Here is a 12,091-nt window from a genome sequence, read left to right as displayed (position 1 = left end):
GCCGCCGCTACTTCGCGTCGGCCGCCGCCTCGCGCGCCGTGGCGGTCGCACGGTCGAGCGCGGCGGCCATCGCCGCCTGCTCCTTGCCGGTGAACTGGTCGAGAAAGAGTTCCGCGACCGTCGACTGGTACACCTTCCACATCTTCTTGCGGAGCGCCCGCCCCTTGTCGGTGATGCTCGCATACGCGGCGCGGCCGTCGTCCGCCGACCGCGCGCGCGTGACGAGCCCCTCCTGTTCGAGCCGGTCGACGAGCCGGGTGAGGTTGTAGCGCTCGATCGCCAGCACGTCGGCCAGCTCGTGCATGCGGCGCGTGCCGTCGGGCCCGCTCTCGAGCCCCCACAACGCGTCGTACCACGCATAAGCCGGCAGGCCGGCCGCCGCGAGGCGGCGCTCGATCTCGCGAATCATCGTCCGGTGCGCGCGGACGAACGAGAACCACAGATCGGGTTCGGGTGCGCTCATGTCAGGTCGTTCCTCTCGTTGAATTGCAGTTGCAATTAAATTTTACCTCGATAACAATTGCCCTCACACGATTGCAATTGCAACTATATGCCCGCCGATCGGCGGGCGTCCCGTCGCGCGACGCGGCGCCACGACCGTCGCCCCGCGCAGCCTTATGCTTCTGGAGACATTGCATGACCGCACCTCTCGCGCTACCCGACATCGACCCGCAGGAAACCCGCGAATGGCTCGATGCGCTCGAATCCGTGATCGCGCTCGAAGGCCGCCCGCGCGCGCACTACCTGCTCGACCAGCTTTCCGACCTCGACGCGGCGCGCCACGGCGACCTGCACGGCCGCGTCACGACCGCGTACGTGAACACCGTGCCGCGTGACCGGCAACCGCCCTATCCGGGCGATCTCGCACTCGAACGGCGCCTGAACGCGATGATCCGCTGGAACGCGATGGTGATGGTGCTGCGCGCCGGCCGGCATTCGAACGTCGGCGGGCACATCGCGACCTACCAGTCGGCCGCGGTGCTGTACGACGTCGGCTTCGATCACTTCTTCCGCGGCCGCACCGACACCTTCGACGGCGACATGGTCTACATCCAGGGCCATTCGGCGCCCGGCATCTATGGCCGCGCATATCTGGAAGGCCGCATCACGGACGCGCAACTCGACAACTTCCGCCGCGAGACCGGCCGCGAAGCGGGACGTGACGGCTTGTCGTCGTATCCGCATCCGCGGCTGATGCCGGATTTCTGGCAATTCCCCACCGTGTCGATGGGGCTCGGGCCGCTCACGGCCGCGTATCAGGCGCGTTTCATGCGCTACCTCGAATATCGCGGGCTGAAAGCACATCAGGGCCGCAAGGTCTGGGCCTTTCTCGGCGACGGCGAAATGGACCAGCCCGAATCGCTCGCCGCGATCTCGCTCGCCGGGCGCGAACGGCTCGACAACCTGATCTTCGTCGTCAACTGCAACCTGCAGCGCCTTGACGGCCCCGTGCGCGGCAACGGCAAGGTCATCCAGGAACTCGAAGGCACGTTCCGCGCGGCAGGCTGGAACGTCGTCAAGGTGATCTGGGGCGGCGGCTGGGATCGCCTGCTCGAACGCGACACGACGGGCCTGCTGCGCCAGCGCATGATGGAATGCGTCGACGGCGACTACCAGACCTTCAAGTCGCAGAGCGGCGCGTACGTGCGCGAGCATTTCTTCGGCAAGTATCCCGAACTGCTCGAGCTCGTCGCCGACCTGTCCGACGACGACATCTGGAAACTGGCGCGCGGCGGCCACGATCCGGAAAAGGTGCATGCGGCCTACGCGCAGGCGATGCGCGCGGACGGGCGGCCGACCGTCGTGCTCGCGAAAACGGTCAAGGGCTTCGGGATGGGCGAAGCCGGCGAAGGCCAGAACGTGAACCACCAGCTGAAGAAGATGAGCGCAGATGCCGTACGCGCGTTCCGCGACCGCTTCGCGCTGCCGGTCAGCGACGCGCAGCTCGACGACCTGCCTTACCTGAAACCCGAACCGGGCAGCGCCGAGGCGCGCTATTTCGCGGAGCGCCGTGCCGCACTCGGCGGCCACGTGCCGGCCCGCTTCGGTCGCGTGGCGCCGCTGCCGGTGCCGCCGCTCGCCGCGTTCGACGCGCAGCTCAGGGACAGCGGCGAGCGCGGGCTGTCGACGACGATGGCGTTCGTGCGCATCCTCGGCACGCTGCTGAAGGATCCTGCGCTCGGCAAGCTCGTCGTGCCGATCGTGCCGGACGAATCGCGCACGTTCGGCATGGAAGGCCTGTTCCGCCAGATCGGCATCCACTCGTATCTCGGGCAGCTCTATACGCCGCAGGATGCAGGCCAGCTCAGCTACTACAAGGAAGCGAAGGACGGGCAAATCCTGCAGGAAGGCATCAACGAATCAGGCGCGATCGCGTCGTGGATCGCGGCCGGCACCGCATACAGCAACCACGGCCTGCCGACGATCCCGTTCTACATCTTCTATTCGATGTTCGGGCTGCAGCGCGTCGGCGATCTCGCGTGGGCGGCCGGCGACGCGCGTACGCGCGGCTTCCTGCTCGGCGCGACGTCGGGCCGCACGACGCTGATGGGCGAAGGGCTGCAGCACGACGACGGGCACAGCCACGTGCTGTCGTCGGTGATTCCGAACTGCGTATCGTACGACCCGACCTACGCGTACGAACTCGCGGTGATCGTGCGCGACGGCCTGCGGCGGATGTTCGCGGAACAGGAGGACGTCTACTACTACATCACGCTGCTCAACGAGAACTACCCGCAGCCGGCGCTGCCCGACGGCGCGCAGGCCGGCATTCTCAAGGGTCTCTACCTGCTGCGCGAAGGCGCGGTGCGCACCGATGCGCCGCACGTGCAGTTGATGGGCAGCGGTGCGATCCTGCGGGAAGTGATCGCCGCGAGCGACCTGCTCGCGCAGGACTTCGGCGTGTCGAGCGACGTGTGGAGCGCGACGAGCCTGAACGAGCTGCGCCGCGACGGGCTTGCCGCGGAACGATGGAACCTGCTGCATCCCGAGCAGGCACCGCGCGTGCCATACGTGCAGCAATGCCTCGACGGCCGCACGGGGCCGGTGGTCGTCGCGACCGATTACATGAAGATCGTCGGCGACCAGATCCGCGCGTTCGTCGACGGCCGGCGCTTCGTATCGCTCGGCACCGACGGCTTCGGCCGCTCGGATACGCGCGACGCGCTGCGCACGTTCTTCGAGGTCGACCGGCACTTCATCGTGATCGCGGCGCTGAAGGCGCTCGCCGACGACGGCGCGATACCGCGTGCCGCGGCAGGCGAGGCCATCCGGCGCTACGGCATCGACATCGACAAGGTCGATCCGGCCAGCGTGTAGTCACGCGGCGCGCGGCAGGCAGGATCGCTCCGGCCTGCCGCGCCACCCTGCCCGCGCTACTGCCCTGACTGCGCGAGCGGGCCTTGCGGGTCCCGCCCCGTTCCCGATCGCCAGCCGCCCGCAAGCGCCTTGTACAGCGCCACCGTCGACGCCGCGCTGCGCATCTGCCCGTCGGCCGCCGCATCCTGCGCCTGCAGCAGCGTGCGTTGCGCGTCGAGCACTTCGTAGTAGTCGATCGCGCCCGCCGAAAAACGCGCCTGCGCCAGTTGCGCGGCGCGCGCGCTGTCGGTCGCGGCCCGCACGAGATGGTTCGTCTCGTCACGCGTACGGGCGGCGCGCAGCAGCGCGTTCTCCGTTTCCTCCAGCGCCCCGAGCACGGTCTGCCGGTACTGCGCGAGCTGCCCGGCCGCTTCCGCGTCGCTCGCGGCGATTCGCGCCCGCACGCGGCCGACATCGAGGAACGACCAGTCGATGCCGAGCGCGATCAGGTTCGTGTCGCTGCCCGCGCGGAAGAACCCGTAGCTGCTCGTCGCGCTGCCGAGCAGCCCCGACAGCGTGAAGCGCGGGAACAGGTCGGCCGTTGCGACACCGACGCGCGCGGTCGCCGCGTGCAGCCGCGCCTCGGCGGCCGCGACGTCGGGCCGCCGCCGCAGCAGGTCGCCCGGTGTGCCGGGATCGATGTCGGCGGCCAGCGCCGGCAGCGGCACGGGCGTACCCGCCGATACGGTTGCCGGCGGCAGATCGAAGCGACCGATCAGCGCGTCCGGCGTCTGCCCGGTCAGCACCGCGAGCCGGTGCTCGTCGACGCCGATCGCCGCTTCGTACACGGCGATCCGCGACGTCGTCGATTCGTACTGCGCGCGCGCCCGCGCCGCATCGAGTTCGGACCCTCTCCCCGCGCCGACGCGCGCATTGATCAGCGCGAGCGTCTGCTTCTGGTTGTCGGCATTCTCGCGCGCGATCCGCAGCCGCTCCTGCGAGCCGCGCAGATCGACGTACGTACTCGCCACCTCGCCGGCGATCGCGACGCGCACCGCGCGCACGTCCGCCGCGCTGGCGGCCGTTTCCGCACGCTGCGACTCGATCGAACGGCGCACGCGGCCGAACAGGTCGAGCTCCCACGCCGCATTGATCCCGACGCTGGACGTCGGCGTATCGCGCTGGCTGCGCGGTGCACCGAACGCCTGGTCCTTGCTCATCAGCCGATGGCCGATCTGCCCGCTCGCGGTAATGGTCGGATAGCGGTCGAAGGTGGCCTGCGACAGCAGCGCATTCGATGCGTCGTAGCGCGACACGGCGACCTGCAGGTCCTGGTTCGCCGCGAGCGCCGTGTCGATCAGCTGCGTCAGCGCCGGATCGCCGAAGCCGCGCCAGAACGCGGCATCGGCATCGGCCGATGCGTCGGGCGGCACATCCGGCGTCGTATCGGACGTCGACGCATCGCGCGGCGCCACCGAATGCGCGTCGCGCGCGAACCGCGCGGCCGTGGCCGTGTCGGGCCGCTTGAAATCGGGGCCGACCGCGCACGCGGCGAGCGTCACCGACATCGCGAGCGCGGAGAGACGGAAAACGGCGCTCATCGGTTTTCTCCTTCGAGGGTGCCGTGGTGTTCGCTCCACACGGCCGGCGTGCCGCCCGCGAGCTTGCGGATCGCCACATAGAACACGGGTGTCAGGCACAGCCCGAACAGCGTGACGCCCAGCATCCCCGCGAACACGGTAATGCCGGTGGCCGCCCGCACTTCGCTGCCCGCGCCGCCGCCGATCAGGAGCGGCACCGAGCCCGCGATGAACGCGACCGACGTCATCACGATCGGGCGCAGCCGCAGCTTGCACGCTTCGAGCGCGGCTTCGATCACGCCCTTGCCCTGGATTTCGAGCTCGCGCGCGAACTCGACGATCAGGATCGCGTTCTTGCATGCCAATCCCATCAGCACGACGAGACCGACCTGCACGAACACGTTGTTGTCGCCCCCCGACAGCCACACGCCGAACAGCGCGGCGCAGATGCACACGGGCACGATCAGGATCACCGCGAGCGGCAGCGTCCAGCTCTCGTACAGCGATGCGAGCACGAGGAACACGAGCATCACCGCGAGCGGGAACACGACGATCGCCGCGTTGCTCTGCGTGACCTGCTGGTAGCTGAGGTCGGTCCATTCGAGCGTGATGCCCGGCGGCAGCACTTCCTTCGCGATCTGCTGCAGCTTCTCGATCGCCTGCGACGACGACATCACCTTCGGATCGGCGTCGCCGATCAGGTTCGCGGCCGGATAGCCGTTGTAGCGAACCACCGGGTCGGGCCCGTACGCGGGCGCCACCGTCACCATCGAGCCAATCGGCACCATCTCGCCCTTCGCGTTGCGCGTGCGCAGGTTCGCGATGTCGGCGGCCGTCTGCCGGTGGCCGGCATCCGCCTGCGCCATCACGCGGTACACGCGGCCGAACAGGTTGAAGTCGTTCACGTACATCGAGCCGAGATAGACCTGCAGCGTGCTGAACAGGTCGGTCAGCGCGACGCCCTGCGCCTTCGCCTTCAACCGGTCGACCTTCACCTCGAGCTGCGGGATGTTCGCCTGGTACGAGCTGACCGGGTAGCTCATCCCCGGTGTCTTCGCGACCGCGCCCTGGAATGCGGTGAGCGCGTTCTGCAATGCGCCGTAGCCGAGCCCGCCGCGATCCTCCAGGTACAGCGAATAGCCCGAGCCGTTGCCGAGGCCCTGGATCGGCGGCGGCATCAGCGCATAGGTCATGCCGCCACCGATGGCCGAGAAGCGCGCGTTCAGGTCCGCGTTGATCTCCGCGGCGCTGCGGTGGCGCTGGTCGAACGGCTTCAGGATCACGTACGAGTTCGTGATGTTCGGCGTGTTCACGCCCTGCAGCGCGTTCAGCCCGGCAAACGCCGGCACCATCTCGACACCGTCGGTGCCGAGCGCGATCTTCGTCATCTGCTCGGTTACCTCGCTGGTACGCCCGAGCGACGCGCCTTCCGGCAGCTTCGCACCCGCAAACAGGTACAGCTTGTCCTGCACGGGGATGAAGCCGCCCGGCACCGCGTTGAGCAGCAGCGTGGTCGCCGCGAGCAGCGCCGCGTAGACCGCAAACACCACCCCGCGCCGCTTCAGCGTGCGCGACACGAAGCCGTGATAGCGATCGGAACTGCGGTCGAAGAAGCGGTTGAACGGATGGAACAGCCAGCCGAATGCACGGTCGAGCCCGCGCGTGAGCACATCCTTCGGCGCACCGTGCGGGCGCAGCAGCTTCGCGGCGAGCGCGGGCGACAGCGTCAGCGAGTTGATCGCGGAGATCACCGTCGAAATCGCGATCGTCACCGCGAACTGCCGGTAGAACTGGCCCGTGACGCCGGACATGAATGCCATCGGCACGAACACCGCGCACAGCACGAGCGCGATCGCGACGATCGGCCCCGACACTTCGCGCATCGCCTGGTGCGCAGCGTCGCGCGGGCTCAGGCCTTGCGCGATGTTGCGCTCGACGTTCTCGACGACCACGATCGCATCGTCGACGACGATCCCGATCGCGAGCACGAGCCCGAACAGCGTCAGCGTGTTGATCGAATAGCCGAGCAGATAAAGCCACGCGAACGTGCCGACCACCGAGACGGGCACTGCGACGAGCGGAATGATCGACGCGCGCCACGTCTGCAGGAACAGGATCACGACGAGCACGACCAGCACGACCGCCTCGATCAGCGTGTGCTGCACCGCGCGGATCGATTCGCGCACGAACACCGTCGGGTCCCACACGGGTCGGTACGCGACGCCGGGCGGGAAGCGCTTCGACAGTTCGTCGAACTTCGCATACACGGCCTTCGCGACCTCGAGCGCGTTCGCGCCCGGCGACAGGAAGATGCCGACCACGGCCGATTGCTTGTCGTTGAAATACGAGCGCAGCGTGTAGTCGCCTGCGCCGAGCTCGATGCGCGCGACGTCGGACAGTTTCACGACCTGACCATCGTCGCCGTTGCGCAGCACGATGTCGCCGAATTCCTGCACCGTGCGCAGCCGGCCGCGCACGTTGATCGACAGCAGGAAGTCGTTTTTCTTCGGCGACGGCTCCGCGCCGAGCTGGCCGGCCGACACCTGTACGTTCTGCTCGCGCACGGCGGCGATCACGTCGCTCGCGGTCAGCCCGCGCGACGCGAGCCGGTTCGGGTCGAGCCACAGCCGCATCGCATAGTCGCCGGCGCCGGACAGGCCGACGTCGCCGACACCGGTGAGCCGCGACAGTTCGTCCTTCACGTGCAACGTCAGGTAGTTGCGCAGGTACAGCGAATCGCGGCTGTTGTCCGGCGAATAGAGGCTCACGTACATCAGCGGCGTGGGCGACTGCTTCTGCGTGGTCACGCCGTACTGGCGCACCTCGTCGGGCAGGCGCGACAGCGCCTGGCTCACGCGGTTCTGCACGCGCACGGCGGCCGTGTCGGGATCGACGCCCTGCAGGAACGTGACGACGACCTGCAGGCTGCCGTCCGAACCGGCGACCGACTTCATGTACATGATGCCTTCGACGCCGTTGATCGCCTCTTCCAGCGGTTCGGCGACCGATTCGGCGATTTCCTTCGGGTTCGCACCCGGGTACGTCGCGCGCACGACGACGCTCGGCGGCACGACTTCCGGGTATTCGCCGGCGGGCAGCATCGGAATCGAGATCAGGCCGATCGCGAAGATGACGATCGACAGCACGACCGCGAAGATCGGCCGGTCGATGAAGAATCGGGAGAAATCCATCACGTGTCTCCCGTCACTGCACGGCCGGCGCGCCGGCATCGGCGACGGCCTGCGTGCCGCCACCCGAACCATTGCCCACGCCGTTGCCGGTGCCGGTGCCGGCGCGTGCGGGCAGCGCCTTCGGCTTCACCTGCGCGCCCGGATAGTAGATCCGCTGCATGCCGTCGACGACCACGCGGTCGCCCGCCTGGATCCCCTTCTCGATGATCCGTTCGCCGTCCAGCCCGCGGCCGATCGTCACGTCGCGGCGCAGTGCCTTGTCGCCGGGTCCGATCACATACACGTACTTGCGGTCCTGGTCGGTGAGCACGGCCTTGTCGTCGACGAGCAGCGCATCCTGCTCGCGGCCGCTGACGAGCTGCACGCGTGCATACAGTCCCGGCGTAAACGTATGGTCCGCATTCGGCAGCCGCACGCGCGCGCGGATCGTGCCCGTTTGCGGGTCGAGCCGGTTGTCGAGGAAATCGACGGTGCCCGCATGCGGGAAGCCCGTCTCGTTCGCGAGGCCCACGCGCACCGGGTCGGCGCCGATCGCGCGATGCTTCGGGTCGGCGCGCCGCGCGTTGTAGCGCAGGTAGCTCTGTTCGTCGCAGTCGAAATACACATAGACGGGGTTCTGGGACACGACGGTCGTCAGCAGCGTATCGTCGGCGCGCGCCAGGTTGCCGACGGTGGCGACCGCGCGGCCAACGCGGCCCGCGATCGGCGCGCGCACTTCGGTGAAACCGAGATTGAGCTTCGCGTCGGCGACGGCCGCATCGGCCGCCTGCAGGTCGGCACGCGCCTGCTCGGCCGTGGCGCGCGCGTTGTCGAGTTCCTCCTGTGACGTCGCGTGCGCATCGATCAGCGTCTGCACGCGCTTGAGCTGCACGTTCGCGAGGCTCGCGGCCGCGCGGGCCCGCTGCAGCTGCGCGTTCGCGCGGTCGAGTGCGATCCGGTACGGGCGCGGGTCGATCTCGAACAGCAGCGCGCCCTGCGCAACCAGGTCGCCCTCCTTGTAGGCGACACGCTGCAGATAGCCGCTCACGCGCGGCCGCAGTTCGACTGCATCGACCGCTTCGACGCGTCCATTGAATTCGTCCGCGAGGCGGATCGTGCGCGGCGCGATGGTGGCGACGTCGACTTCGGGAAGGGATTGGGCCGACGATGCGCCTTTGCCGTCGTGACAGCCCGACAACGCCAGCAACAGTGCGCAGGCCGCGCCCAAAGGCGACGTCCTGCGTAGGGATAAGGAGAGCATGATGCCTCGCGACGGGTTAAACTGCCGCGTAGCTTAAAAGTTGAAGTTAACTTCAAGTCAAGCTTTCCCGGAGGAGCGTCATGGGTATCCAGGAAGTCCCGCAATGGCCGTTGATGTCGATTCGCGAAGTAGCCGCACGCAGTGGCGTGCCGGCGTCGACGCTGCGGTTCTACGAGACGCGCGGGCTCATCAAGTCGCACCGCAACGGCTCGAGCCATCGTCACTATTCGCGCGCGGTGCTGCGGCTGATCGCGTTCATCGTGTTCGCGCAGAAGATCGGCTATACGCTCGACGAGATCGCCGAGCAGCTCGTCAGCCTGCCCGAGGACACCGCGCCGAGCAACAAGGACTGGCAGCGGCTGTCGCGCGGCTGGAAGCAGCGCGTCGCGAGCCGGATCGAGGAGCTGCAGCGGCTCTACATCAACCTCGACGAATGCATCGGCTGCGGCTGCCTGTCGCTGAAGCGCTGCAAGCTGACGAACCCGGAGGACCGCGCGGGCCGCAACGGGCCCGGCGCGCGGCGCTGGCTCGGCGATGCGCCGCCCACGGACGTCGAATGACGGGCGTGGTGCGCGATGCCGCGCCCGGTCGACTGGATAGATTGCGTCACCCGACGCGCCAGCCGCCGTTCACCGCGCGCGTCGCGTGCGACGCTCAGCCGCCGACGACGTTGAGCGCGACGTCGACCACGGCCTGCCGGAACGCGTCTTGCCGCGTGGGCAGCGACGTGAACTCCAGCATCATGTGGCTGTACGACACCGTCGTGCTGATCGCGCTCACGATCATGAAGAACAGCACCGTCGGATCGACCGGGCGGATCACGCCGGCCTCCACCGCCTCCGACAGCAGCGGGACCATCACGTCGTAGTACGGGCGCACGATCCGCTCCTGCAGCCGGTCGAGCCGCCGGCCCACTTCAGTCGCCGCCGTCGAGAAGAACATGCCCATGTCGGGCTCGTCGAACTCATGGTCGACACACAGCTCGATCGCGCGCCGTACGCGGTCGCGATGCGGCAGCGGCGACGCGCGCAACGCGCGCAGCGCATCGAACATCGGCTCGGCCAGCTCGGCGATCTGCTCGACGACAGCCAGCCACAACGTTTCCTTCGTACCGAAATGGTGCGCGATCAGCGCCGCATCGACCCCCAGCTCGCGCGCGACTTCGCGCACGCTCGTCGCGTCGTAGCCGCGCTTCGCGAACGTGCGGCGCGCGGCTCGCAATATCACGTCCGGCCCCACGGACGCCCCGGCCAGCGGCCGCCCTCGCATACGCCGCTTGACCGGCGCGCGCTCAGTGACTTCAGCCACGTTTTCCTGCTCTCCTTGAATGAATCGAATGCGCCGGTTCCGGCCCCGCTTTAGCGCGCGCCGAAACCGGGTGACCTGCCCCACTTCGTTGACACGCGAAGCCGGGAAGCGCTAGGATCATACCTTATTCATCACGTGATGATTTATCCATGACAACCCCTACACGTATCGTCATCGTCGGCGGCGGGATCGCCGGACTGCAGCTCGCAACCCGCCTGGGTGAGCGCCTCGGCCGGTCCGGGCGCGCTCAGGTCACCGTCGTCGACCGCAGCCCGACCCACATCTGGAAGCCGATGCTGCACACGATCGCGGCCGGCACGCGCGACGTGCAGCAGCAGCAGGTGATCTTCCTCGCCCATGCACGCGACCACGGCTATTCGTACCAGCCCGGCGAACTGAAGGGGCTCGATCGCGCACGCCGCCGCGTGCAGCTCGGCGAAATCCGCTCGCAGGACGGCGAGCTCGTGCTCGACGCACGCGAACTCGAATATGACGTGCTGATCCTCGCGCTCGGCAGCCAGGCCAACGATTTCGGCGTGCCCGGCGTGCGCGAGCACTGCTATTTCATCGACAGCCAGCAGCAGGCCGAGACCTTCAACGAAGCGTTGCGGATGCGCGTCTTTCGCAGCATCGCGCGCGACGAGCCGTTTCGCGTCGCGATCGTCGGCGCGGGCGCGACCGGCGTGGAGCTCGCGGCGGAGCTGAGCCGCTTGCTGGAAGTGGCGCAGGCGTATGGCGACGCGACGGTGCGCGAGCGGCTGCAGCTCACGCTGCTCGAAAGCGGCCCGCGCATCCTCGCCGCGTTTCCGCCGAGGATTTCCGCGTCGGCGCAGCGCCGGCTCGAACAGATCGGCTTTCACGTGCTGACGTCGACGCGCGTCACGTCGGCCGACGCGAACGGCTTTCACTACGGCGACGGTTCGTTCGCGGAAGCGGACCTGATGGTCTGGGCGGCGGGCGTGAAGGCACCCGATTTCATGCAGGCGCTCGACGGGCTCGACACGAATCGCGCGAACCAGATCGTCGTCGGGCCGACGCTGCAGGCAACGAGCGACGAGCACGTGTTCGCGATCGGCGATTGCGCGAGCCTGCTGCCCGACGGCCAGGAACGGCCGCTGCCGCCCACCGCGCAAGTCGCGACGCAGCAGGCCGAGCATCTCGCGAAGCACCTGCCCGCGTGGCTCGACGGCCAGCCGATTCCGCCGTTCGCGTTCCACGATTTCGGCGCACTCGTGTCGATCAGCGACTACGACGCGTTCGGCACGCTCGGGCAGTTCGGGTTCTTTCGCGGCGGCTTCATCCAGGGGCGTTTCGCGCAGTTCAGCCACCTGATGCTCTACCGGCGGCACCAGCAGGCGCTGCACGGTTTCTCCAAGGCGACCCTGCTGTGGATCGCCGAACGGATCAACGGCTGCGTGCAGCCGCGCATCCGCCTGTCGTGATACCGCGCGTGCGCGGTGTCGCGTAACGTTTCG

8 protein-coding genes are annotated in these 12,091 nt (G+C 68.3%); 3 read left to right on the top strand and 5 right to left on the bottom strand.

The features are described from left to right. Positions 1-7: 7 nt before the first annotated feature. Positions 8-463: a MarR family winged helix-turn-helix transcriptional regulator gene (locus tag B7G54_RS00240; protein WP_085037219.1), complete on the bottom strand. Its 456-nt coding sequence runs from the start codon at positions 461-463 to the stop codon at positions 8-10. 173 nt (positions 464-636) lie between these two features. Here B7G54_RS00240 and aceE point away from each other — a divergent pair, with 173 nt between their 5' ends. Further along, positions 637-3,318 carry a pyruvate dehydrogenase (acetyl-transferring), homodimeric type gene (gene aceE, locus B7G54_RS00235; RefSeq protein WP_085037218.1) on the top strand — a complete coding sequence of 894 codons (2,682 nt, stop codon included), beginning with the start codon at positions 637-639 and terminating at the stop codon, positions 3,316-3,318. A 56-nt stretch (positions 3,319-3,374) separates the two neighbouring features. Here the strand turns inward: aceE and B7G54_RS00230 are convergent, their stop codons facing one another. From B7G54_RS00230 to B7G54_RS00220, 3 genes are read right to left on the bottom strand one after another with little or no spacing between them, the layout of a single operon-like run. Beyond that, complete coding sequence (locus B7G54_RS00230; RefSeq protein ID WP_085037217.1) at positions 3,375-4,898, bottom strand: efflux transporter outer membrane subunit; 1,524 nt, start codon at positions 4,896-4,898, stop codon at positions 3,375-3,377. Continuing rightward, positions 4,895-8,068 carry an efflux RND transporter permease subunit gene (locus tag B7G54_RS00225; RefSeq protein ID WP_085037216.1) on the bottom strand — a complete coding sequence of 1,058 codons (3,174 nt, stop codon included), beginning with the start codon at positions 8,066-8,068 and terminating at the stop codon, positions 4,895-4,897. The genes B7G54_RS00230 and B7G54_RS00225 overlap by 4 nt, the downstream gene beginning before the upstream one ends. Positions 8,069-8,081: 13 nt before the next feature. Next, a complete protein-coding gene (locus B7G54_RS00220) occupies positions 8,082-9,308 on the bottom strand; it encodes an efflux RND transporter periplasmic adaptor subunit (protein WP_085037215.1) in 1,227 nt (408 codons plus the stop codon). Positions 9,309-9,388: 80 nt separating this feature from the next. On the opposite strand from B7G54_RS00220, the gene soxR reads away from it, so the two are divergent. Beyond that, a complete protein-coding gene (soxR, locus tag B7G54_RS00215) occupies positions 9,389-9,868 on the top strand; it encodes a redox-sensitive transcriptional activator SoxR (protein WP_085037214.1) in 480 nt (159 codons plus the stop codon). Between the two features lie 94 nt (positions 9,869-9,962). Here the strand turns inward: soxR and B7G54_RS00210 are convergent, their stop codons facing one another. After that, complete coding sequence (locus B7G54_RS00210; protein WP_085037213.1) at positions 9,963-10,616, bottom strand: TetR/AcrR family transcriptional regulator; 654 nt, start codon at positions 10,614-10,616, stop codon at positions 9,963-9,965. A gap of 149 nt (positions 10,617-10,765) precedes the next feature. Here B7G54_RS00210 and B7G54_RS00205 point away from each other — a divergent pair, with 149 nt between their 5' ends. Further along, positions 10,766-12,058, top strand: a complete 1,293-nt coding sequence (locus B7G54_RS00205) for an NAD(P)/FAD-dependent oxidoreductase (protein WP_085037212.1) — start codon at positions 10,766-10,768, stop codon at positions 12,056-12,058. The last annotated feature ends 33 nt before the right edge of the window (positions 12,059-12,091 follow it).

The organism is Burkholderia puraquae, assembly GCF_002099195.1.
Taxonomy (GTDB): Bacteria; Pseudomonadota; Gammaproteobacteria; order Burkholderiales; family Burkholderiaceae; genus Burkholderia; species Burkholderia puraquae.
Note: the sequence above shows the minus strand (reverse complement) of the source record. Positions and strands in the feature narration are given on the sequence as shown.

What these genes read in the sequence shown, in the direction of transcription:
- B7G54_RS00205 (WP_085037212.1), top strand. Translation starts at nt 10,766, where the DNA reads ATGACAACCCCTACACGTATCGTCATCGTCGGCGGCGGGATCGCCGGA.
- soxR (WP_085037214.1), top strand. Translation starts at nt 9,389, where the DNA reads ATGGGTATCCAGGAAGTCCCGCAATGGCCGTTGATGTCGATTCGCGAA.
- aceE (WP_085037218.1), top strand. Translation starts at nt 637, where the DNA reads ATGACCGCACCTCTCGCGCTACCCGACATCGACCCGCAGGAAACCCGC.
- B7G54_RS00225 (WP_085037216.1), bottom strand. Translation starts at nt 8,068, where the DNA reads ATGGATTTCTCCCGATTCTTCATCGACCGGCCGATCTTCGCGGTCGTG.
- B7G54_RS00230 (WP_085037217.1), bottom strand. Translation starts at nt 4,898, where the DNA reads ATGAGCGCCGTTTTCCGTCTCTCCGCGCTCGCGATGTCGGTGACGCTC.
- B7G54_RS00220 (WP_085037215.1), bottom strand. Translation starts at nt 9,308, where the DNA reads ATGCTCTCCTTATCCCTACGCAGGACGTCGCCTTTGGGCGCGGCCTGC.
- B7G54_RS00240 (WP_085037219.1), bottom strand. Translation starts at nt 463, where the DNA reads ATGAGCGCACCCGAACCCGATCTGTGGTTCTCGTTCGTCCGCGCGCAC.